20 protein-coding genes are annotated in these 22,848 nt (G+C 64.1%); 12 read left to right on the top strand and 8 right to left on the bottom strand.

The annotated features are described in order from the left end of the window. Positions 1–65: 65 nt before the first annotated feature. Together AB4Y42_RS07820 and AB4Y42_RS07815 are read right to left on the bottom strand one after the other, a co-directional pair. Positions 66–1,217, bottom strand: coding sequence for a CaiB/BaiF CoA transferase family protein (locus AB4Y42_RS07820; RefSeq protein ID WP_368693834.1), 1,152 nt, complete (start codon positions 1,215–1,217; stop codon positions 66–68). 16 nt (positions 1,218–1,233) lie between these two features. After that, positions 1,234–2,184 carry a hydroxymethylglutaryl-CoA lyase gene (locus AB4Y42_RS07815; protein WP_368691416.1) on the bottom strand — a complete coding sequence of 317 codons (951 nt, stop codon included), beginning with the start codon at positions 2,182–2,184 and terminating at the stop codon, positions 1,234–1,236. Positions 2,185–2,312: 128 nt separating this feature from the next. On the opposite strand from AB4Y42_RS07815, the gene AB4Y42_RS07810 reads away from it, so the two are divergent. Beyond that, positions 2,313–3,242 carry a LysR family transcriptional regulator gene (locus tag AB4Y42_RS07810; protein ID WP_368690995.1) on the top strand — a complete coding sequence of 310 codons (930 nt, stop codon included), beginning with the start codon at positions 2,313–2,315 and terminating at the stop codon, positions 3,240–3,242. 9 nt (positions 3,243–3,251) lie between these two features. Here the strand turns inward: AB4Y42_RS07810 and AB4Y42_RS07805 are convergent, their stop codons facing one another. Next, the gene (locus tag AB4Y42_RS07805; RefSeq protein WP_368690996.1) at positions 3,252–4,199 is read right to left on the bottom strand and encodes a LysR substrate-binding domain-containing protein; all 948 of its coding nucleotides are present in this window, start codon (positions 4,197–4,199) and stop codon (positions 3,252–3,254) included. 191 nt (positions 4,200–4,390) lie between these two features. On the opposite strand from AB4Y42_RS07805, the gene AB4Y42_RS07800 reads away from it, so the two are divergent. The 10 genes from AB4Y42_RS07800 (at position 4,391) to AB4Y42_RS07755 (ending at position 13,596) form a co-directional block, all read left to right on the top strand. Further along, the gene (locus tag AB4Y42_RS07800; protein WP_368693833.1) at positions 4,391–5,458 is read left to right on the top strand and encodes an ABC transporter substrate-binding protein; all 1,068 of its coding nucleotides are present in this window, start codon (positions 4,391–4,393) and stop codon (positions 5,456–5,458) included. 49 nt (positions 5,459–5,507) lie between these two features. Next, a complete protein-coding gene (locus AB4Y42_RS07795; protein WP_368693832.1) occupies positions 5,508–6,578 on the top strand; it encodes an ABC transporter ATP-binding protein in 1,071 nt (356 codons plus the stop codon). After that, positions 6,565–7,437: an ABC transporter permease gene (locus AB4Y42_RS07790; protein WP_368693831.1), complete on the top strand. Its 873-nt coding sequence runs from the start codon at positions 6,565–6,567 to the stop codon at positions 7,435–7,437. The genes AB4Y42_RS07795 and AB4Y42_RS07790 overlap by 14 nt, the downstream gene beginning before the upstream one ends. 12 nt (positions 7,438–7,449) lie before the next feature. Further along, positions 7,450–8,247 (top strand): ABC transporter permease, encoded by a 798-nt coding sequence (locus tag AB4Y42_RS07785; RefSeq protein WP_368691000.1) that lies wholly within the window; start codon positions 7,450–7,452, stop codon positions 8,245–8,247. Then, on the top strand, positions 8,244–9,386 hold the full coding sequence (locus tag AB4Y42_RS07780) for an NAD(P)/FAD-dependent oxidoreductase (protein WP_368693830.1): 1,143 nt from the start codon (positions 8,244–8,246) through the stop codon (positions 9,384–9,386). The genes AB4Y42_RS07785 and AB4Y42_RS07780 overlap by 4 nt, the downstream gene beginning before the upstream one ends. Before the next feature lie 7 nt (positions 9,387–9,393). Then, positions 9,394–9,768: a (2Fe-2S)-binding protein gene (locus AB4Y42_RS07775; protein WP_368691002.1), complete on the top strand. Its 375-nt coding sequence runs from the start codon at positions 9,394–9,396 to the stop codon at positions 9,766–9,768. Further along, positions 9,758–11,188, top strand: a complete 1,431-nt coding sequence (locus AB4Y42_RS07770; protein ID WP_368691003.1) for an FAD-dependent oxidoreductase — start codon at positions 9,758–9,760, stop codon at positions 11,186–11,188. The genes AB4Y42_RS07775 and AB4Y42_RS07770 overlap by 11 nt, the downstream gene beginning before the upstream one ends. Then, on the top strand, positions 11,181–12,362 hold the full coding sequence (locus AB4Y42_RS07765; RefSeq protein ID WP_368693829.1) for an NAD(P)/FAD-dependent oxidoreductase: 1,182 nt from the start codon (positions 11,181–11,183) through the stop codon (positions 12,360–12,362). The genes AB4Y42_RS07770 and AB4Y42_RS07765 overlap by 8 nt, the downstream gene beginning before the upstream one ends. Before the next feature lie 55 nt (positions 12,363–12,417). After that, entirely contained in the window at positions 12,418–12,771 is a 354-nt protein-coding gene (locus tag AB4Y42_RS07760; protein ID WP_368693828.1) for a RidA family protein, read from the top strand. A 159-nt stretch (positions 12,772–12,930) separates the two neighbouring features. Next, the gene (locus AB4Y42_RS07755; RefSeq protein WP_368693827.1) at positions 12,931–13,596 is read left to right on the top strand and encodes a DUF2278 family protein; all 666 of its coding nucleotides are present in this window, start codon (positions 12,931–12,933) and stop codon (positions 13,594–13,596) included. A gap of 62 nt (positions 13,597–13,658) precedes the next feature. Here AB4Y42_RS07755 and AB4Y42_RS07750 read toward each other — a convergent pair whose 3' ends face one another. Next, positions 13,659–15,869 carry a TonB-dependent siderophore receptor gene (locus AB4Y42_RS07750; protein ID WP_368693826.1) on the bottom strand — a complete coding sequence of 737 codons (2,211 nt, stop codon included), beginning with the start codon at positions 15,867–15,869 and terminating at the stop codon, positions 13,659–13,661. Positions 15,870–16,221: 352 nt separating this feature from the next. On the opposite strand from AB4Y42_RS07750, the gene AB4Y42_RS07745 reads away from it, so the two are divergent. Beyond that, on the top strand, positions 16,222–16,527 hold the full coding sequence (locus tag AB4Y42_RS07745; RefSeq protein WP_368691008.1) for a hypothetical protein: 306 nt from the start codon (positions 16,222–16,224) through the stop codon (positions 16,525–16,527). 525 nt (positions 16,528–17,052) lie between these two features. Here the strand turns inward: AB4Y42_RS07745 and AB4Y42_RS07740 are convergent. The 4 genes from AB4Y42_RS07740 to AB4Y42_RS07725 all read right to left on the bottom strand — a co-directional run bounded on the left by AB4Y42_RS07740 (position 17,053) and on the right by AB4Y42_RS07725 (position 22,795). Beyond that, a complete protein-coding gene (locus tag AB4Y42_RS07740; protein WP_368693825.1) occupies positions 17,053–17,220 on the bottom strand; it encodes a PAAR domain-containing protein in 168 nt (55 codons plus the stop codon). Positions 17,221–17,342: 122 nt separating this feature from the next. Then, positions 17,343–18,098 carry a hypothetical protein gene (locus tag AB4Y42_RS07735; RefSeq protein ID WP_368693824.1) on the bottom strand — a complete coding sequence of 252 codons (756 nt, stop codon included), beginning with the start codon at positions 18,096–18,098 and terminating at the stop codon, positions 17,343–17,345. Next, positions 18,095–20,419 carry a hypothetical protein gene (locus AB4Y42_RS07730; protein ID WP_368693823.1) on the bottom strand — a complete coding sequence of 775 codons (2,325 nt, stop codon included), beginning with the start codon at positions 20,417–20,419 and terminating at the stop codon, positions 18,095–18,097. The genes AB4Y42_RS07735 and AB4Y42_RS07730 overlap by 4 nt, the downstream gene beginning before the upstream one ends. A 6-nt stretch (positions 20,420–20,425) precedes the next feature. Next, positions 20,426–22,795: a DUF2345 domain-containing protein gene (locus AB4Y42_RS07725; protein WP_368693822.1), complete on the bottom strand. Its 2,370-nt coding sequence runs from the start codon at positions 22,793–22,795 to the stop codon at positions 20,426–20,428. Between the last annotated feature and the right edge of the window lie 53 nt (positions 22,796–22,848).

Here is a 22,848-nt window from a genome sequence, read left to right as displayed (position 1 = left end):
GCAACCGTATGGCAGACCAGCGAGGGAACCGCGAACGTGCTGCTGTTATTTTGTCTACCCTCGGCTCAGGGCGCTGCGTGTGACTTCAGGGCCGCCAGCACCGCTTCGGTATGCTCACCCACCTTTGCCAGCGGCTGGCGCACGCCGGGACGGCGGCCGCCCATCATGAGCGGCAGCAGCACGACTTCGGTCGTGCCGCCGTCGTCGGTCTGCATCGGCACGAGTCCGCCGCTCGCCTTCAGGTGCGGATCGTCGAGCAACTGGTCCGGGCGCACGATCGGCGCGTACGGAATGCCGGCCGCTTCGAGACGCGGCATGAGTTCGGCCACCTGCTGCGTGGCGAGCACGGCGCCGAGGCGTTCGAGCAGTTCGGGCCGCACCGCCACGCGCAGCGCGTTGTTCGCGAAGTGCGGCTCGTCGGCGAGCTGCGGACAGCCGATCACGTCGCACAGCGTCACGAACTGCTTGTCGCTCACCGCGCCGATGAAAAGCTGTTCGCCCTCGGCGAGCGTGAACACGTCGTACACACTCCAGGCCGACACGCGCGAAGGCATGGGCGGCGGCGCTTCGTGCGTCATGGCGTACTGCTGCATGTGCTGCGCGCTCAGGAACACGCAGTTCTCGAACAACGCGCTCTGCACCTCCTGGCCGCGCCCGGTCGCGTCGCGCTCGCGCAGCGCGGCCAGCACGCCGATCGCGCCGAACATGCCGCCCATGATGTCGTTCACCGAGGTTCCGGCGCGCAGCGGCCGCCCCGCAGGCCCGGTCATGTACGAAAGGCCGCCCATCATCTGCACGACTTCGTCGAGCGCGAGACGCTTTTCATAGGGGCCGGGCAAAAAGCCCTTGTGCGAGACGTAAATGAGGCGCGGATAGCGCTGCGAGAGCGTGGCGTAATCGAGGCCGAGCTTTTCCATCAGGCCGGGCCGGAAGTTTTCGAGCATCACATCGCACTCGCCGATCAACTCGACGGCCGCTGCACGGCCCGACTCGGTGTTGAAGTCGAGCACCACGCTCTTCTTGTTGCGGTTGAACGAGCGGAAAAAGCCGATGCCGAGGCCCGGCAAATTACGCGTCTTGTCGCCGCCGGGCGGTTCGATCTTGATGACTTCGGCGCCCAGGTCCGCGAGAATCATCCCGCAGGTCGGGCCCATGACCATGTGCGTGAATTCGACGACACGCACGCCCTCTAGCGGCAAACGGTTTTGCGTATTCATAAGTATCTCAAACTAATCAGGCGTGGTGCGCGATTGCGCCAAAGGTCTTCGGCAGTCCGGCGCGCCAGAGCGTGCCGTGCAGCGTTTCGCCCTCCAGCCACTGGGCCACGCGCGCGCGCAGCGCCAGCAGCCGTTTGATGTCGATGCCGGTGTCGATGCCCATGTCGGCGAGCATGAACGCGAGGTCTTCGCTCGACGCATTGCCGCTCGCGCCCGGCGCATGCGGACAGCCGCCGATGCCGCCGAGCGTAGCGTCGAAGCGCGTGACGCCCGCCCCCAGCGCCGCGTAGACGTTGGCGAGCGCGAGGCCGCGCGTGTCGTGAAAGTGCGCGCAGCACAGCCGCTCGCCCGCAATCTCGCGTGCGGCCTCGAAGAGTTCGCGCACGGCGGCGGGGTTGGCGTAGCCCACGGTGTCGGCGAGACTCACGCGGTCCGCGCCCGCGTCGAGCAACGCCTGCATGCAGCGCAGCACCTCGGCTGGCTCGACGCGCCCTTGCAGCGTGCAGCCGAACGCCGTGCCGATGCCGCCTTCGATCAGCGTCTTCGCGCCGCTCGCGTCGCGCGCGGCGCGGATGCGCGCCACTTCGGCCACGACTTCATCGGGCGTCTTGCGCAGATTCGCGAGGCTATGCGCCTCACTCGCGGAAAGGGGCACGAGCAGCAGGTCCGCTTGCGCCTCCAGCGCGCGCTCGGCGCCTTTCAGGTTCGGCACCAGCACCGAGACGAAGAGGTCCGGCAGCGTCTTTGCGTAAGCGACGAGTTCCGCTGTATCGGCGAGTTGCGGCAGGAGGCGTGCAGGCACGAACGAGCCCACTTCGATCTCGCGCTGGCCGGCTTCGTGCGCGGCACGGATCCATTCGATCTTGTGTTCGGTCGGCAGCACCGTCTGGATGCTCTGCAGGCCGTCGCGCAGGCCGACTTCGCGTATGACGGCGCGCGTCCGGGCCCACTGAGGTAATGGGGGCATGAAGGTGTCTCCGGTTTTGTCTCCAGCGATGTGCTAACTTTAGGCATTCCGCAAAATACATAAAGCGGTATTTTGGAAGCTTCAAGATTCCAATCTGGAAACACACGGAAACGCAGTCAGGAGACACCGTGCACGACATCGACCTCAAGACCCTGCGCCTTCTCGTGAGCGTGTGCGAGCACGGAAACATGGGGCGCGCGGCGCGCGAGGAGCACATCGAGCCCTCCGCCATCAGCAAACGCATCGCCCAGCTCGAAAGCGAATTCGGCGTGCCGCTGCTCACACGTTCGCGCCGTGGCGTGCAGCCCACCGCGGCGGGCCTGGCGCTGCTCGAGCACGCGCGCAGCGTGATCTTCACGCTCGAGCGCGCGGCCAGCGACGTCGCCGCGCTCGGCAGCGGCCTCTCGGGCAGCGTGAGCGTGTGCGCCTCGGCCTCCGCGATCGCCGAGGCCCTGCTCGACGATCTCGCGTCGTTCATGCGCCTGCCCGCGTATCAGAACATTCGCGTGAACGTGGAAGAGCGCACCTCGCACGAACTCGTGGAGCGCGTGCGCGACGGCGCGGCCTCGCTAGGCGTGTGCTGGGACAACGTGGAACTCGGGGGACTGCAATCGCGCCCCTGGCGCGAAGACCGGCTGGTGCTCGCCGTGCATCCCGAACACCCGCTCGCGAAACGCCGCACCATCGCCTTCGAGGAGACGCTCGATTACGAGCACGTGGGCCTGCCGACCTCCACGGCCGTGCATACGATGCTGCGGCAGTCGGCGGCGCGCAGCGGGCGTACGGTCGCCTATCGCGCGGTCGTATCGACGCTCGATGCGGCGTTTCGCGTGGTGGCCGCCAACCTCGGCATCAGCGTCGTGCCCCAGGAGGTGAGCAACACCTACCGGCGCATCCTGGACGTACAAACCATCCCCCTCACCGACGCCTGGGCGCGGCGGCGTTTCATCGTCTGCTTTCGTGCGTTCGACACGCTTCAGCCAGCGGCGCAGCGTATGGTCGAGCATCTCGTGGAGCGCGCGGCGCAGAAAAAGCGCGGCGCGAAAAGCGACGCCTGATCGCGCGCCTCAAGCCGCCGCTTTCTTCGCGCGTTTGCGCGCGGGCTCGCGATCGGCGGTTTTCATCTGCGCAATCAAACCGTCGTGGTGTTCGCGCAGCACCTCGACGAATTCGGCCACGAGACGCTCGCGCGGCCGGTTCGGCGGAAACAGCAGGTACGTGGGGAACAGCACCGCCGGCGAGAACGGCCGGATCGCAATGTCCGGCCCCGCGAAATCGCGCGCGACGATGGGATGCGCGAGCGTCACGCCCATGCCGCAGCGGACCATCTCGCAGCAGATCGCCGTGTACTGCGCCTCGATGGCGAGCACGCGCTCCACGCCCGCACGCTGGAACACTTCGTCCATTTGCGTGCGCGTGCCGTCGCCGTGACACAGCGAGATGAACGATTCTCCTTCCAGATCGGCAGGCCGGATCATGGCCTTTTTCGCGAGCGGGTGCGAGGCCGGCATCACGCAGACGGCCGCCACCTTCGAAAGCAGTTCGACCTCGCAGTTCGACGCTTCGCTGATGTACACCGCCACGCCCAGGTCGCAGAACTGTGAACCGGTCCAGTGGTTCACCGTGCCTGATGTGTTCACGTGCAGCGAGACCGTCACGCCCGGAAAGAGGCGGCGGAACTTGTCGATGGCATGCGGCACGAGCGTGAGCCCCGCGGAAGGCATGGCGGCAATGCGCAGACGCCCGCTGCCGAGATTGCGGATTTGCGCGGCGGCGGTGCTGAGGCCTTGCAGGCCCACGTACGCGCGCTCGACTTCGCGAAAAAACGCATTGCCCTCGCTCGTAGGAATCAGGCGGATGCCCACACGCTGAAACAGCGTGAGGCCGGTCTCGCGCTCCAGTTGCCCGATCAGGCGGCTCACGTTGGGCTGTGAGGTGAAGAGCGCCTTCGCCGCGGCCGTCATCGAGCCCGACACCATCACCGCGCGAAACGCTTCGACGTGCTTCAGATTCAAGGTGACTTCTCCTGGGCTTAACCCTGATTTGAGCCTGGTCCTTGCGCCAGGGCCTAACCCTGGTCCATATCATTCCCGTATAGGTTGGCATTTTATTCGTATTGGACGATATGGTCAGCCCGGCACAGACTGCGATGCATCGGCGCACTGTCCGGTTCGCCGTTCCCCACACTCGAATGGAGATCGTCGTCATGAAAGCCGCGATGCGCCGTCGTGCAACCATCCCCCACAAAGCGTTATTCGTCGCACTCGCCGTCGCCGGCTCGCTCGCTGCAGCCTCGCACGCCCAGGCCGAAACCACGCTGTACGTCGCCAACGTCGGCGGCTCCAACGAGCAGCTCTATCGTCAGAAGATCATCCCGGCGTTCGAAAAGGCGCATGACGTCAAGATCGTCTACGTAGCGGGCAATTCGAGCGACACGCTCGCCAAGCTCCAGGCGCAAAAGGGCCACGAGCAGATCAACGTCGCCGTGATGGACGACGGCCCGATGTATCAGGCGATGCAACTCGGCCTGTGCGGCAGGCTCGACGACGCCCCGGTCATGAAGGACCTCTATCCGCTCGCGCACCTTGGCCCGACCGCGGTGGGCGTGGGGATGGTCGCGACCGGCATCGGCTATAACGAACAGGCGTTCAAGAAGCTCGGCCTGCCCGCGCCCGATTCGTGGAAGTCGCTCGAAGACGCGCGCGTGAAGGGCAAGCTCGGCGTGCCGCCCATCACCAACACCTACGGCCTGCATACGCTCGTGATGCTCGCGCGCCTGAACGGCGGCGGCGAGAAAGACATCGACCCCGGCTTCAAGGCGATGACGAAGCAGGTCGCGCCCAACGTGCTTTCGTGGGCGCCCACGCCCGGCGAAATGGACGGCCTCATGCAGTCCGGCGACGTGATCATCGCGCCTTATGGCAGCGGCCGCGCGGTTGCGCTGCAGAACACCGGCTTCCCGCTCAAGTTCATCTACCCGAAGGAAGGCGGCGTGGCGCTGCAGGTGGCCGCGTGCTCCATTGCGCAGAACGCACAGCCGCAGCTCTCGCAGCAGTTCATCCAGTTCCTGCTGAGCCCCCAGGTACAGGCGCAGCAGGCGGCGGACATCGGCCTCGGCCCCGTCAACAAGACCGTCAAGCTCACGCCGGAAGTGGCCGCGCGCGTGCCTTACGGTCCTGACCAGATCGCGAAGCTCACGGCGATGGACTGGAGCACCATCAACGAGCATCGCACTGAGTGGACCGAGCGCTGGAACCGTTCGGTCGAGCGCTGATGCGCGCCCTCCCCGCCCCGCACCCAACGCACAGCGAGGACCGACGCTCATGAGCTTCCTCACCCTGCAAGGCATCTCGAAGCGCTACGGCGACTTCACGGCGATCGAGCAGCTCGACCTCACGGTCGAGCGCGGCGAGTTTCTCTCGCTGCTCGGTCCCTCGGGTTGCGGCAAGACGACGACACTGCAGATGATCGCGGGCTTCGTCACGCCGAGCACGGGCCGCATCATGCTCGACGGCCGCGACATCACTCACGAGCGGCCGGAGAAGCGCGGCATCGGCGTGGTGTTTCAAAGCTACGCGCTCTTTCCGCACATGACCGTGGCCGGTAACGTGGGCTTCGGTCTGGAGATGCGCAAGATGAAGCGCGCGCAACGCGCGGAGCGCATTGCCGAGGCGCTGGAACTCGTGCGTTTGCGCGGGCTCGACGCGCGCTATCCGAAGGAGCTGTCGGGTGGCCAGCGCCGGCGCGTCGCGATCGCCCGCGCGCTGGCCATGCAGCCCGAACTCCTGCTGCTCGACGAGCCGATGTCGAACCTCGACGCCAAGCTGCGGGAAGAGATGCATATCGAACTGCGCGCGATCCAGAAGCGCCTTGGCATCACGACCCTTCTCGTGACCCACGACCAGGTGGAAGCGATGACGATGAGCGATCGGATTGCCGTCATGCACCGCGGCACCATCGCGCAGTTGAGCACGCCGTTCGACGCCTACGAGCGCCCGGCTACGCCCTTCGCTTCCACCTTCCTTGGCCGCACCAATACGCTCGCGGGCGAAGTGCTGCGCCGCAATCCGCGTTGCGCCGAGGTCGAGGTAGGCGGGACGATGCTGCACGTGCCCCACGAAGGCCGCGAGGTGGCGGGCGCCGTGAACGTCTATATCCGTCCTGAAAAAGTGCACCTGGCCAACGGCGACGCGCGCCTCATGGGGCGCGTGACGACACGCGTGTTCGTGGGCAACCAGTGGCTGCTCGCCGTGGACACCTCGCTCGGCAAGCTGCATGTCGCCCAGCCCAACCACGGCGCACCGCCGCCCGAGGAAGGCCACGAAGTGGGACTCGCCTGGACCGACGACGATCTGCGCGTGCTCACGCGGGAGGGCACTCATGGCAACGCTTGACGACTCGCGCGCGGGCGCCGCGCCGTGGCTGCTCTCCGCGCCCGCGCTTTTGCTGTTCCTCGCGCTGCTGCTGGTGCCGCTCATCCTCACCTTCGTGCTGTCGTTCCATGTGTTCAGCGACCTCGCGGGCGTGCAACGCGGCTGGACCGCCACCAACTACCTGCAGGTCCTGAGCGATCCTTACTACGGCGAAATTTTCCTGCGCACGGCGGGACTCGCATTCGCCGTCACGCTGCTCTCCATCGTGCTCGGCGTGCCCGAAACGCTGGTGCTCGCGCGCATGCGCAGGCCCTGGCAATCGGTTTGCCTGCTGATCGTGCTCGGTCCGCTGCTGATCTCGGTGGTGGTGCGAACGCTCGGCTGGCAAATCCTGCTGGGCAATAACGGCGTGCTCAACAACGCGCTGCAGGCACTGCACATCACCGACGAGCCCATTCGTCTCGTCTTCACCATGACGGGCACCATCATCGCCCTCACGCACGTACTCGTGCCGTTCATGGTGATGTCGGTCTGGGCGACGCTGCAAAAGCTCGACCCGCAGGTGGAATGGGCCGGGCGCTCGCTCGGCGCTTCGCCGCTGCGCGTGTTCCGCCGCGTGATCCTGCCGCAGATCATGCCGGGTGTGCTCTCGGGCTCGATCATCGTGTTCGCGCTTTCGGCCTCCGCGTTCGCCACGCCCGCGCTGATCGGCGGACGACGCCTGAAGGTCGTCGCCACGGCCGCCTACGACGAGTTCCTCGGCACCCTGAACTGGCCGCTCGGCGCGAGCATTGCCGTGCTGCTGCTGATCGCCAACGTGGCGATCGTGATGGGCTGCAGCCGTCTCGCCGAACGCCGTTTCAAGCACATCTTCGACTGAAGGGGCCCCGCCATGAAACGCAACGGATTCCTCGGGCTCGCGTTCAACGCGCTCTTTCTGACCTTCATGCTCGCGCCGATCGTCGTGGTGCTGCTCGTCGCCTTCACGGACAAGGGCTATATCTCGATGCCGTTCGACGGCGCCTCGCTGCGCTGGTTCCGCGCGATCTGGCAAAACGGTGACATCGTCTCGGCGTTCTGGCTCTCGGTGCGCCTCGCGTTCGCAGCGGCCACCATCGGCGTCGCGCTCGCGGTGCCCGCGGCGCTCGCCATCGCGCGCTACCGCTTTTCGGGCCGCAGCGCGCTGGTCAGCTTCTTCCTCTCGCCGATGATGATTCCCGCCGTGGTGCTCGGCATCGCGTTCCTGCGCTTTCTCTCGCTGCTCAACCTGAACGGCTCGTTCTGGGCGCTTGTCGCCGCGCACGTGGTGATCGTGCTGCCGTACGCGCTGCGTCTCGCGCTTTCTTCGGCGGTCGGGCTCGATCGCGACGCCGAGCGCGCGGCGCTTTCGTGTGGCGCGAGCCGCTTCACGGCATTCCGCCGCGTGGTGCTGCCGATGATCCGCACGGGCGTGGCAGGCGGCTGGGTGCTCTCGTTCATCCAGAGCTTCGACGAGCTCACCATGACCATTTTCGTCGCGACGCCCGGCACCACCACGCTGCCCGTCGCCATGTACAACCAGATCGCGCAGACGATCGATCCGCTCGTCACCTCGGTGTCGGCGGTGCTGATCGTCGGCACGATCCTGCTGATGCTGCTGCTCGACCGCATGGTCGGGCTGGACCGCATCCTGATCGGAGAAGCCCGATGACACAAAACTCCACCGCGAGCCCCGACGTGCTCGTGATCGGCGGCGGCCTCGTCGGCTCCGCCGTGGCCTACGGGCTTGCTCGCGAAGGCGCGCGCGTGAGCGTGCTCGACGAGGACGACGGCGGCTTTCGCGCCTCGCGCGGCAACTTCGGCCTCGTCTGGATTCAGGGCAAGGGTTACGGCCTTTCGCCGTACGCGCGCTGGTCCCGTAGTTCGGCGCAGCGCTGGCCGCTACTCGCGCAAAGCCTCGCCGACGAGGCGCGCGTGGACGTCGCGCTGCGCCAGCCCGGCGGCTTTCATATCTGCTTCTCTGATGAAGAACTCGCCGAGCGTTATAAACGGCTCTCCACCCTGCAGGCCGAGATCGGCGATTATCCGTTCGAACTGCTAAATCGTGCAGAGTTGCGCGAACGGCTTCCCGGCATCGGACCCGCGGTCGTCGGCGCGAGCTATACGCCGATGGACGGCCACGTCAACCCGCTCAAACTGCTGCGCGCGCTGCATGTCGCGATGCAGCGGCGCGGCGTACGGCTCGTCTCGGGCGAACGCGCCGAGCGTATCGTCGCGGGGCCGGACGGGTTCAGCGTGCAAGGCCGGCGCGGCGTGTATCACGCTGCGCGCGTCGTGCTCGCGGCCGGCCTCGGCAATCGCGTGCTCGCCCCACACGTGGGCCTGAACGCGCCCGTCGCGCCCAATCGCGGCCAGGTGCTCGTGAGCGAGCGCGTCGCGCCGTTTCTGGGCTACCCGACCATCAACGTGCGGCAGACCGACGAAGGCACGGTGCAGTTCGGCGACTCGATGGAAGAAGCCGGCTTCGACGACTTCACCACCACGCCTATCCTGCGCCAGATCGCGGCGCGCGGCGTGCGCGCGTTCCCGATGCTCGCCCATGTGCGGCTCGTGCGCATGTGGGCCGCGCTGCGCGTGTACAGCCCCGACGGTTTTCCGATCTACGACCAGTCCGAGGCGCATCCGGGTGCCTTCGTCGTCACCTGCCATAGCGGCGTGACGCTCGCCGCGGCCCACGCGCTGCGCATCGCGCCGTGGATCGCGGGCGGCCCGATGCCCGCCGAACTGCCCGCTTTCTCCGCGCGCCGCTTCGCAACCGATGCGGCTGCCGAACCGATCCTCGCTCACTAATCCCGCCATGACAGCTCAATCTACCCAGGCGCCCGCGCCGCTGTTCAAGACGCTCTCCGACGCCGAAGCGCGCGTCGATATCTCATTCAACGGCCAGCCGCTGTCCGTGCCCGCCGACCGCTCCGTCGCCGCCGCGCTGCTCGCCGCGGGCGTATCGCGCTTTCGCGCGACGCCCGTTTCGGGTGCGCCGCGCGCGCCGTTCTGCATGATGGGCGCGTGTTTCGAATGCCTCGTGGAGATCGACGGCGTACCGAGCCGCCAGAGCTGCATGGTGCCCGTGCGTGCGGGCATGCAGGTCCGCTCACAGGAAGGCGCGCGCGACCTGCCGCCCGAATCCGGCACGCATGCCGACACGCTCAAGGAGAACGCTCATGCCCGGTGATTATCAAGGCGATGCCAAAGCCGATTTCAATGCGCAAGCCGTCGATGTCGTCGTGGTCGGCGCGGGTCCCGCCGGGATGAGCGCGGCCACCCGTTCGGCGCGTGCCGGACTCTCAGTGGTCCTGATCGATGAGCAGGACGCCGTGGGCGGACAGATCTATCGCGCGATAGGCCGCGCCGACGCGCGCCGCAAGGCGATACTCGGCCCCGACTACGCGGCGGGCGACGCCATCGCCCAGGCGTTCGCGCATTCCGGCGCGCGCCATGTCGCCCATGCCAGCGTATGGCAGGTCACGCGCGAACATGCCGTTCACTACCTCAAGGACGGCAAGGTGGGCAGCTTCCAGGCTAAGCGCGTGATTCTCGCGAGCGGCGCGATGGAGCGGCCGTTTCCCATCCCGGGCTGGACCCTGCCCGGCGTGCTCACGGCGGGCGCCGCGCAAATCCTGCTGAAAAGTGCGGGCGAAGTGCCCGCCTCGCCACCCGTGCTCGCGGGCTGCGGGCCGCTGCTCTACCTGCTCGGCTGGCAATACGTACGGGCAGGCGTGCCGATTCGCGCACTCGTCGACACCACGCGCCATGAAGACCGCTGGCGCGCGAAACGCCACCTGCTTGCCGCGCTCCGCTCGTGGCCGTTCCTGAGCAAAGGCCTGCATCTGATCCGCACGCTGCGCGAGGCCAGGGTCCCCATTTTCGAAGCCGCCGACGATCTCGCCGTGGAAGGCCGCCAGGGCAGTGACGGCGTGCAGCGCGCAGCCGCGCTCACGTTCACGTCGCAAGGCCGCGCACACCGTATCGAAGCCGATGTGATCCTGCTGCACCAGGGCGTGGTGCCCAACACGCAGTTCACCCAGGCGCTGCGCGCCACGCATCGCTGGGACAACGGACAGCTTTGCTTCACACCGCAAACGGATGCATGGGGCGAACTGGACGTGCCCGGCATCTTCGTGGCCGGCGACGGCGCGGGCATCGGCGGCGCCCAGGCCGCGGCGCAACAGGGCGTGCTCGCCGCGCTCGCCGCCGCCGCACAGCTAGGCTCGATCGATGCAGCCACGCGCGATCGCGAGGCGGGTCCGCATCGCGCGGAACTCGAGCGCGTGATGCGCATCCGTCCATTCCTCGACAGCCTCTACCGCCCGCGCGATGCGAACCGCATCCCCGCCGACAGCACCATTGTCTGCCGCTGCGAAGAAGTCACGGCGGGCGAGTTGCGCGGCTTCGTCGGCCTGGGCTGCCTCGGCCCGAATCAGGCGAAGTCGTTCGGCCGCTGCGGCATGGGTCCGTGCCAGGGCCGCCTGTGCGGCCTCACCGTGACCGAAGTGATCGCCGAGGCGCGCAAGGTGCCGCCAGCCGAGGTGGGCTACTACCGCATCCGCCCGCCCATCAAGCCGCTCACGCTCGGAGAACTCGCCGGTGAATGACGCCCGAACTCTCCCTGCGAGCGCCGTGCAGGAAGCGGACGTACTCGTAATCGGCGGCGGCCTGCACGGTTCCAGCAGCGCTTTTCACATGGCGCGGCGCGGCGCGAGCGTGATCGTTCTCGAAGCCGACTACGTGGGCCGACATTCGTCGGGCGTGAACGCGGGCGGCGTGCGCACGCTCGGCCGCCCGCTCCCCGAGATTCCGCTTGCCCTCATGTCGCGCGAAATCTGGCACGCGCTGCCCGACACCATCGGCGACGACGGCGGTTTCGTGCCCTCCGGACAACTGAAGATTGCCGAGACCGAGGCCGAACTGGATGAGTGCCGCGAGCGCGTCGCGCTGCTCGAATCGCACGGCTTCACGCACGAAAAGCTGATCGACCGCGAGACGGTGCTCGAACTCGAACCGGCACTGGCGAAGCACGTGACGGGCGGCATCTGGGTCGAGCGCGACGGTTATGCGCTGCCCTTTCGCACCACCACGGCGTTTCGCCTCGCCGCGCAAAAGCACGGCGCGCGCTTTCACGAAGGCACGGCGGTCACGCGCATCGAGCCGCGCGGCGAGCGCTGGATCGCGCAAACCCCGCGCGGCACCTTTGCCGCGCGCAAGCTGCTCGTCACGGCGGGCGCGTGGGCGGGCGAGCTGGCGCGCCAGGCGGGCGAGCCGGTGCCCGTGCACCCCGAAGGGCTCATGCTGATGGTCACGCACCGCGTGGCGCCCTTCTGCCGCGCGACGCTCGGCGCAACGGGCCGGCCGCTCTCGTTCAAGCAGTTCGACAACGGCACGGTGGTGATCGGCGGCAAGCTGATCGGCATCGCGGATCTGCCGGGGCGCCACGGCGAAGTCGATTTCATGCGGCTCGTGAAAAGCGCGCAGACCGTCGTCGATCTGTTTCCGCATCTGCGCCATCTGGGCGTGAATCGCGCATGGGCCGGTGTGGAAGCGTTCACGGCCGACTCGCTGCCGATCATCTCGGCAAGCCGGCGCACCGCGAATCTCTACTACTCGTTCGGCTATTGCGGCAGCGGCTTTCAACTCGGGCCCGCGTGCGGGCGCCTCGTTTCCGAACTCGTGCTCGACGGCGCGCCTTCGCTTTCGCTCGATGCGTTCGCGATCGACCGCTTCGAGCGCGCCGCAGTGCAGGCGCCGCTGGCCGGCGTTGCCGCGCATTGACGCCATCGATTCCCTCACCCTGTCTCGCCCTTGCGGCGAAGGAGCTTGCAGACACATGAACGATATCGTTCGTATCGAAACCAGTCAGCGCATGAGCCGCGTCGTGAAGGCCGCGGGACTCGTGTTCGTGGGCGGCCAGACGTCGGCCGATCCGTCGCCCGACGTGAAGATCCAGACCGCCGCCGTGCTCGCGAAAATCGACGGCTTTCTCGCCAAGGCCGGCATCGACAAGACCCGGCTCGTCTCCGCGCAGGTCTGGCTCGCCGATATCGCGCGCGACTTTGCGGGCATGAACGAAGTGTGGGACGCGTGGGTGCCCGAAGGTTGCGCGCCCACGCGCGCGACCGTGCAGGCGCAGCTGGCGTCGCCGCAACTGCTCGTGGAAATCGCGGTCGTGGCGCTGGGTTAAGCGCCGCGCATGAGGCTGCCGGCGCCGCCATGAAAGCGCGTCGACAGCCACAGTCGAGCAACCGTAAAGCGACGACTCGGCATCGCGCGCACGCTGTAAGCGCAAGTTCACGTTCGCGCGGCACAATGGCGAGTCCACCCGAACTTAGAGGAGCGCGCGATGGCCCTTCCTTACGGCTACGTCAAGGCGAAAATTGTTTCCGCGCCGCAGTTGAAGGCCACGCGGCGGCCACACGAAGTCCAGTATCACCTGCACTTCGGCGTGACGGTCGATGGCGCGCGCTGGGACATCGCTGTGAACGTGGGCACCACGGACGCGGACGACCTGCTCAAGTACAAGCTCGTGTTCGACTTCAACCATAACGTGCTGACCACGCTCGAGGGCGCGGCCGAAGGCTCGACCGATCTCACGGGCACCGAAGCGCTGCCGGCCATCGACTTCGAGCGCAGCGACTTTCTCGCCAATACGGGCGCGTGGCGCAACAGCGACGTGATGGACGGCTCCGACCAGGTGGAGCCCGTCGCTTCGCTGCAACGCCTGCTGTTGCGTGCGCAACAATCGTCGCTCGACGTCTACGTGTTTGGCCGCTTCTACAGCGAAGGCGACGGCATCCACGACGTCCACATGAACCAGGGCTCGAAGGGCGAGTTCATCCATAAGGCCGGCAACGACGCGAACGACCACAACGACATCTGGCAGGACGGCGCGCTGCTCGTGGATCTGGGCGACCCCGAATGGGCCTTGTATGTGGCGGCGTTCGATCAGCAATACGTGCCCACCGACAATCTCGGCAACCCCACGCCGGATTCGCAGCCGATTTCGTAAACGGCGAGCGGGCGCATGCCGGAATCCCGCCATGCGCCCGCTCGTTGAAGCGGATCGAACGTTTAGAAGTCGATCTTCGCGTTGAGGCTGACCGTGCGCGGGTCGCCCGGCGCGATGTAATCGGAGTACTGGAACATCCAGTAACGGCGATTCGTGATGTTGTCGATGGCCGCGCGCAGCGTCACGTCGTGGCCGCCAATGCGCGTGAAGTAGTTCGCGCCCACGTTCACGAGCATATAGCCGCCCGTTTCCAGATTGTTTGCCGGACGCACCTGGGTGCTGCCCGTGAACTTCGCATCCGCGGCCAGCTGCAGGCCCTGCACGTAAGGCACGTCGTAAGTCACGCGGCCCGCGGCGACGAAGGTCGGCGCGCCGGCTACGCGATTGCCGTTGTACGACTGGCCCTTCGCGTACCACGTATCGAGCAGCGTGACGCTGCCGGCCACCTGCCAGCTTCGGCCCAGCCGTACGCTGCCGGCCGCCTCGACGCCTTCGTAGATCGAATTGCCGTCCTGCACGTAGACGTTGTCGGCGTTCGCATAGGCTGCGCCGCGCTCGATGCGGAACAGCGCTGCCGTGGCGCTCCAGCGCTCGTGTTCGCTCTTGATGCCGATCTCGTACTGGCGCGAGCGCAGCGGACGCAGCATCGCCCCGCCGTTCGCGTAGATGCTGTCCACGATCGCGCCCTGCTCCAGCGCCTCGACGTAGCTCGCGTACAGCGTCGTGTTCGGCTCGAGCTTGTACATGAGCGCGAAGGTCGGCGTGAGCACGCCGTTCTGGCTGTACTGGGAGGTCTTTTCGCCCGTGGTTGCGTAGTTGTTCTGACTATAGTTCGTGTAACGCAGGCCCGCGAGCACCGACCAGCGGCTCGTGATCTGCATCGTGTCGCTCACGAACGCCGAAGCCTGCGTGATGTCGCTCGTGCGGTACGTTTCGAGCCCGCCGCCCGAATAGAAGCGCCACGGGTTGGGCTGATACAGATTGCCGTTGCCGATCACCGTATAGATCGAGTTCAACGCGTAGTTGTTGGTCTGGTGCTGGTACGCGCCGCCAATCACGAGTTGATGCGTGAACGGCCCGGTCTTCACCTTGCCCTCGAACATGCCCTGCCAGTAAATGTCCTGATGGGCTTCGTCGCCGTTCCAGCGTGCGTCGGTGTAGTCGCCTGCCTGGTTGAGCAGCGTGAGCGTGCTCTCGTTGCGGTCGCGCGCCGACTTGCTGTAGCTGCCCGAGGTGGTGAACGACCAGTCGGGCGTGAGCTGGTAACGCACGCCCGCCGTGTAGAGCTGCAAGTTGGTGTTGATGTGCTGGTCGGTGCCGCCCAGCAGGTTGCTGCCGCCGCTGATCACCGCGGGCAGGCTCGACGCCGTGTAGCTGCCCGTGTAGATCGCGGGCGTCTGGCCGCTCGAACGGATCGTCTGGTAGAGCGCGTTGAACCACACCTGCAGGTCGCGCGTGAGTTGGCCGTCGAGTGCGAGCGAAACCGAGTTGCGGTTGATATCGCCGGCGTTATAGGTCTTGCCCGCTTCCTTCGTGTAGTTCAGGCGCGCGCCGAACATGTCGTCCGGGCCGAAGCGGCGGCTCAGGTCGACGTGCGTGCTCAGCACGCCGTCCATGCGATAGCCCACGTCGAGGCTCGTGACGGGGTCCTTCTCCGGCCGCTTCGTCACGTAGTTGACGAGGCCGCCCGGCTGCGCGAAGCCGTACATGAAGCCGCCCAGGCCCTTGAGCAGTTCCACGCGCTCGAGTTGCTCGTAGGGCATGGTAATGCCGTACGAAATGAACGGATTGCCGTCGATGCGAAAGCCGTTCTGCCAGTCCACGGGCAGGCCGCGAATCGTGATGTAGGTGGCCCACGCGTTATAGGCGTTGCTGTTGTTGGTGACCGAGGCGTCGCCGGCAAACACATCGCCGAGCTTGTAGACCTGGCGCTCGGCCAGATTCTCGCCCGTCACGACGGTGGTCGAGAACGGCGTGTCGAGCTGCGAGCGCGTGCCGAGCGCGCCGGTGTTCACCGGCGTGCTCAGGTTCAGCGGCGAATCGGCGACCTGGCTCGCACTCACCTTCACGGCGGGCAGCGCCTGGTCCGTGCCGGTCGTACTGGTGGCGGCAGCCTGAGGCGGCGCCTTCTGGGTTGCGCTCGTCGCGGCGCTGTCCTGCGTCGACGTTTGGGCAACAGCGGCTTGAGCCGCCGCGAAAGTAAGCCAGGCCGCAATATGCAACGGCCGCGGCAGCGTGCGTCGCGCTTGCCGCGCGTGTTCTCGGTTGTTCATGTCGTTTTGGAAGGGTCGTCTCGCCAGTGCTTGCCAGGATACTTCAATGAGAAGCATTCTCATTTTCACTGGCGGGCGATATTAACAAACCCTTACGACTTTTCCTAGAACCCGCGGCTCATTCGTCAGTTTTGATGAATTCCCTCGAAATACTGCTCAAAACGGACTCAAAGCGGCCAGATAGTGTCTATTTCACGCAATGATTTCCGGAAATCGTCTGAATTGGACAGCTGGACGAAAGGTGGCGCACCCGTGCCCGGTTTGCTGCTTTGCGTGATGCCAGCGCCTGGAAATTCGCTAAGCCGCGACATAAAATACAGGCCCAGTCAGTGCATTCACGTGGTGACCGAGTATGAGACACGCTACGTTCCCCGTGCTGATCGTTCTGGCTTCGGTCCCGGCCGCATGGGCCATGGGCCTCGCCGCGGCGAACGAAAACACGGATCTGCCCTCTCCCCAGAGCGCGGCACCTGCCACGCTCCATTGGCCTCCCGCCTCCCCCTCGTCCATCCCGCCGGGCATTTCGCGCGCCGCGTTGCATACGGGGACTCAGAAAGACGACAAGACGTATTTCGAAGCGCTCCCGGGCGACGATAAGAAGCTCGACGACGAAGGCGCGCCCCTGCGCGGCGATCGTTTCCACTGGCAGCAGCCCTAGCTGCGAACGAACAATACAGTTTGACAACACCAGCGACCGGATATGACATGCCATGCCTTCGTCGACCACTCATTTCCCCTGTCGCAGCGCCATCGCAAGCGGTCGTGGGAAGACCGGAAGATTTCGGATACACATTCGCCGCCGCGCGCACGCAAGCGCCTTCATGATGGTTACGCCAGTACGCCCGGTACCAGAAGCTCTCGTAGCCCGCGCGCTCGATAGGAAGCAGGATCAGGAACACGCCGTTAGGAACACCAACGAACCAGAACCAGAACGCTCCACCACTGGCGGGTTGTCCCTTCGGCCAGAACAGCATGGCGACGGCGACGCCGAATACGTTGCAGGCAAGCCAGATGCAGGACCACCACGGCCAGAACCGGGGGCGGCGCGGATAAGCACTCGGGCGCCCGGCTGGAGACAGGTCGACCGGCATTACTCGATATTGACGTTCTGGAGCGACGAGAGATCAGGCGGCAGCCGCACGCGCAGAGGTGGTGATGGAAGGCAACCCATTTGCCGTCGCGGTCAAGGGCCTTCGCGTAGCCCATCGTCGATGACGGTCGGGTCGTCGCACATGGCTTCGTCGCCCTTGCGGGCGAGCGGGCGACCCATGAAGTTGAGCCATTCGGAGCCGCCCGTCACTTCGCCGCCGTTTTCCAGTTTGTCGCCTTTGCGGATAGGAGATTTCATCATTGCACCTGTACTGCCGTTTTCAAGCGTGACCAGCAGAAAGATGGTTCTTTGCGTGAGGCACGATTTGGTTGATTTAAATTATCAATTCAAGGACTGCAAAACCAGACTCACCCCCACATCTTTCACTTCAACTTGGGCGCTACAGGATATCTTTTTGCGAGTGCCTTTCGGATCGAATCAGCGTCATTATATTGTGCATGTGTAGAGTGTCCATCGCGAAAGCCACATTCACATTGATCCACAAAGGGTGCGCTAGCATCGCTCTGCAATCCCACAAAAACCGCACCCTTCTGAGTGCTTCCAGTTAACTTATAAATGTAACCATCGAAATATTCGCCGCCGTAATCGTAGTGATTGAGCGGCGTTCGTACCAGAATAACGACCTCCTTATCTTTTGGATCATGATCTGCGTTCGCAAAAAAGAAACTAGTAATTTCTGGAACACCATCTTCTTTCAGGTAACGATCAAATAGCTCATCGTGCCAAATATGGTTTCCGTCTGCGAAGAGTAAATGCGAATCCAATATGTAAGGTCTGTTATCTGTTGTATAACCTGGCACATCGGACGTATTCGTCACAAAGTAGATGTACGCTCCTTGCATCGCAGGTCCAGCATCAATAATCGGCGGCTTCAATTTGTGACCTTCATCGGTACGAGCATTTACCGCCGCCTGAATCGCAGCAGGAATGTCTGTTGCATAGACCTGCTGGAAAATCAACAGAAAAAACGACGCCAACAACAAATGAACTGTAGAAGTCCATCGAATATTCATAACAACTGAGCCTCTGAAAAATTCAACTGAGATATGTCCCAACCGAGACAAAGCCGAGGATGCCATCTGAAGACGTTGCATTTTTTGGACGGGAAAGCAGATCACGTCCCTTCCTCCATCTGACGTTCCAACGTGCTATCCGTCGGCATACCTGGCGTATCGCCAAGTATGAAATACGTGTAACGAAACAACTGCTGCCGCGCAGGCAACCCACCTGCACCACCCACTAGGCCAAAGCAACCTTGGATATCTGTGTTGTTAGAACCATGGTCGGCCTTTCTGTTGATACGAGTCTTGACCCAGAAGTAGCCGGCAGAATCTGCAGCCGTTTCTGCGTCAGATTGCAATAGTGTGGGGTTCGGATCATTCGTAAAATCCTTGGCGCGGTAGGCTCCATATTCACTGTAACCTTTTCGCCAGGTGAGATGAATTAAACCTCGACCGCAGAAGCGAGGACCGTCTCCCGACTGTACATTCCCACCGGCCACGGCTTTCGCGTGAACCTCACCGGGACGCTGGGCTATGTATGTAGCGCGATCACGGCTCTTCAGAAAGCCAAGATTCTTAATCCAATTGTACTTATTGTCGAAATCATAAGCGGCATCACTAGCGGTATAATTCTCATACATTTTCCGGAAGTAATCTGCGCTTCCATTTTCCCTTGTCGAGCATAAAGCTCCAGTCTCCTTGAAAGCCTGCCCCAAAAAGTGGGCTTTCCGAAGGCCACTATTAAATCCGTATTTTAGAAACATATGATTGAGCGCTAGCCACATGCGCTTCGGCGATAGCCCCCTGGAATCGTCGTTACCAACAACAAATCGCTTCTTGCTTTCGAGCCACGATATGTGACCGCCAGCATCAGATATCGACTTACGAGGTAGCAGTTGAATCTGTTCCTGAAGGCTTAACCAGCCACACTTCCTGAGATGCCGGATAAACGCGAGTGGATGGAAGAACCAGAGCTTCTGCCCGGCGGGCAAGCCGGTCGTATCCCAGAACTGGATTTCCTTGAGGTAGTTGAGGAACTTGTTGTAGCCCTGCTGGTTACCGTGATAGAAGCCGCCCTCGTCGAGCAATTTGGCGTAGCGCGTCTCGTTGTTCGTGCTGTCCCATTCGCTCGGGGCGTTGCAGATAAACCCGCGCAACGCCTGGCGTACCTGATCGTTTCTCCGTACGTAGCTCGAAAGCTCATCCGCCGTCTGTACCTCTGCCGTTTCAAGAACTACCGTCCGCTCATGGTTGCTGGCCGCTGCATCTCTGACGAGCTTCTTGAGCGCGTCGATATCGCATAGCCCGTCGCCGCCGAATGGCGTAGCACCATCGCTGAGCTTCTGCCAGCCCATGAATGACGGGAAATCCGCATCGGACAGCTTCTTGATCGCCGCTTTGTTGATATTGATATATCCCTGCTGTCCGGCAGCGTATGTTACCTGTACCCACGTCGCACAAACCGCCTCGGCAAGAGTCGGAGGTGTCGAGAGGATGCGCCCGAAGCGCAGCATCTCGTACCCATCGCTCGGACAAGTGTCATAGAGCGCGGTCGCACGATGATAAAGATCGTATTCATAGTCGGCCTCGGACACTGGCTGCTCCGTCAGCAGCGTGCGCGAGCCGTCCGTTGCAACGCTCCAGACATTCGTGTATTTCGCCCCCTTGCTGAAGTAGGTCTCGACGACGAGCGGCGATGCGTTCGTACCCGTCTGGCGCGGTTCGAACTTGATGCCATGCAGCTTGTTGTGCACGTCCGTTTGCGGCGGCAGCGCAAAGAACTGCTGGCCGGCTGGAATCATGTAGTACGTATGCCCCCAGCAATCCGACGCCGTCGGCGTCGTCGGCGCTGCAATGCCAAGCTGCGTATCGCTGAAGTACGTATCGAAATCCCCCGGCATCATGAAGATCTCGAAGTGCATATACACCACTCCTTCATACCGCCCGACAAAACCGATAACGTCCTTGCGCCGTACCTTGTTATCACTACCAGCCGCCGCAGGTGTTACCTGTCCTTTGGTATCCGGGCCGGAGGGTTTGCGCAGGAATTCGGGCAAGCGCGTCCCGTCGTGCCCGTACCCGGGCTGGTACTCGGCGAGTGGCAGCAAGTGCATGTAGAGCGAATAGAACGTCAGCGTGCGACCGTCGCCCGTTTCCGTCGAATGCTTGAGCAGGACGAAGCCCGCGTTACCGTTGCCCGAGTCCATCGCATGCTGGCAGACCCGGTACGCGACGACCTCGCCGTCCGCGATGGCATGGACAGGGCCATGTGTGTCAGGCGCAAGATGGACGCCGCAATGCCAGCGCCGGTCGAAGGCTATCGGGTAAATGCCGTGTACGAGTTCAAACTTGTCGACAGCGTCCATCATGGGGTCCGGCTTCGATCCGTCGGTGGACGTAAGGCCGGATTCAGGCAGAAACGGAGGGCTGATAATCATGGCGAGTCAGTTCGTGTGGGAGTACCGCTCATTGAGCGTCAGGTCGCTTTTCGGCAGGATGGGCAGCTGGGCCGGCACGTTCTCGGGTCCGACGAACGTGAACGAGCCTGCCTTGATGGTGAACGCGCCAGGGCAATGGAAGGTCATGTTGCCGTTCTCGATGACGAGTGAGGCGCCGCCGCTGTTGAACGTGATTTTCGACTTCGCGGAGACCTGGACGTCCGCGCTCTCGCTCGCGATGCGTAGCTGCTTCTGTGCGAACAGGTCCATGCCGTCGGTGAGCGCCGACGCCGTGAACTTCCCCTTCGCCGCAACCAGATTGATACCGAACTTGTGCGCGCAGAACGAGATCAGCTCGCCCGCTGCCATGCGCAGACGTTCCGCAATGCTGACGTCCATGTCCCGGGCAGTCGCGATCAGGTTCTCGCCCGCCGAGTGCTGTACCGACTTTGGTGTCACGAACGCCATGCCGCCGGGGGCGCTTGCGAGCAGGCCCGCATCGCGAAGCTGGTTCAGGCCGTCCTGGAGCGCCGCCTGCGTCGCCCGGTCGGCAGGGTCGGCCCCGGCCTGCGTCGTCGCCGCCGCGAGGTCCGTTACGCGCTGTAACGCCGCCTTGAGCTGCGCGACGGCAGCGGGCATCTCGAGCTGTGGCGTATCCGGTCCCGCGGCTGCGTCCGCCGAGAAGAACAGACCCTTCGCTGCGCGCACTGTCCCCCACCCCTGGGTCGTCGCCTCAAATCCGTTCACACGAGGGAGCTTATTGCCGTTGAGCAGGTAGCCCTGGTTAAACGCAGTCTGGCCATAGACCGTCGCGATACGCGCGCTTTCCTTGCCCTTCAGGTCATTGAAAACGATCTCGGCCCCGAGGAGCGGCGAGCGCCAGATTGCATAGCTAAAAAGCGCGTCGGTGCTTCGTACCACATCAGGGTGCGAAAAATCGTGCAGGGCGCCAGCTATATGGAGACGATCGATATCGCCGTGGGCCCCGTCGAGCAAAACCTCGGTGGCGGGAAGCAGCGGCGAATGGAAGCCGCCCTGGTAGGACGATGACGGACGCAGCAGGCGCAGGTTCAACAGCTTGTTACTGGTGTTCCCCGAGCCCTGCAGGAACTTCGGTACAACGGGATAACGCCCGTATTCGTCGACGTATGCGTAGGGGGCCGAGTCCAGGGTAGTGACCACGCCGACGACAGGCCCCGTCAGAAATCGCCAGTCCCGCTCGTAGTCAAACACCGGCCGGTAGGCCAGATGCGCGGGCATCGCCTTGAAGCGGGTATAAGCGGGTTTTGTACGGCTCCCCTTCATCTTGAACGAAGTCACCACGAAGCCGTATTCGGCGCTGGGCATCTTCGTATTGGTCAGCTTGATCACCACGCCCGGCGCAATGCCCTTCGCGTCGCTCGCGCCAGCGAGCGTCACCTGACGCGCGATCTGCTCGTCGCGTCGAGTCTGCGCGAGTGTCTCGCCCTGCTGCTGCGTCAGATGGAACTCTGCGCTGCGGCTGATCTGCCCGTATACCGAGCAGTCGTCCGTCTCCCCGGAGACGCTTGCTGTGGCCCGTAGCGGTTCCTCAGGCGTGCGGTAGTTGCGCTCCCACACCTCGATCGTCGCAGGCACCAGCGTGCGCTGTTCGTGGACCGCCTGCGCCGCCTCGTGCGAGTTGCTCTGCAGTCCCGCGCTGGCCAGCAACGGCAAGTTGACCGAGCGGATATAGGCGCGCGGATTGTTCGCGAATACGAGGATATCGAGCAATCCGTTCTCGCCGCGCTCCTGCCGGTAAAACCAGAAAATGCCCTTGCGCTTCGCATGGCGCGCGATGAAGTGCCAAACCGACTCCTCGTACATCACGATCTGCTGCATCTTTTCCTGCGGCCCTTCGAGATGGAACTCGACATCGAAGGCGTCGAAGTTTTGCCCGTCGACCAGCTTCTTCCTGACCATCTCCTCGAACGTGGCATCGTCGAGCACATCGGAGTGGACCATGCGCTTGCCGAGTGCGGCAAAACGCGGTTCGATGCGCACCTCGTAGGCCGCCTCGTCGCGGCTTGTGCGGATACGCTTCCAGCGCGTCACCACCCCGTTGAAGGTGGCCGCCGCATGGTCGACCGGCGTCGTCCAGTTCGCCGAGGGCACCGCGGCGCGCTCGTCGACCTGCAGGCCCGCGCGCCGCCCGACGTAGTCCTTGCCGTCGATGTCGAGGCACGCAGACGTGACCGTGACAATGACGACGTAGTCCTTGCAGAATCCGCCGCGCACCTTGAAATCGAGCACATCGAGATCGTGCTCCTGCTTGCCGATCCACAGCCTGAAATGCTGACTCAGGCGTACGCTCGGATGACTAAGCGCATCGGTAAAGTTCTTGGCCACAGCAGTCATTCGCACATCCCATTCCGGTTGAAAGGCACGAGGTTAGAATCGTGGCTTCGCAG

It is taken from the genome of Paraburkholderia sp. EG286B, from assembly GCF_040965655.1.
Classification (GTDB): Bacteria; Pseudomonadota; Gammaproteobacteria; order Burkholderiales; family Burkholderiaceae; genus Paraburkholderia.
The sequence above is the reverse complement of the archived record's forward strand: the minus strand, read 5'-3'. Positions and strand labels throughout refer to the sequence as shown.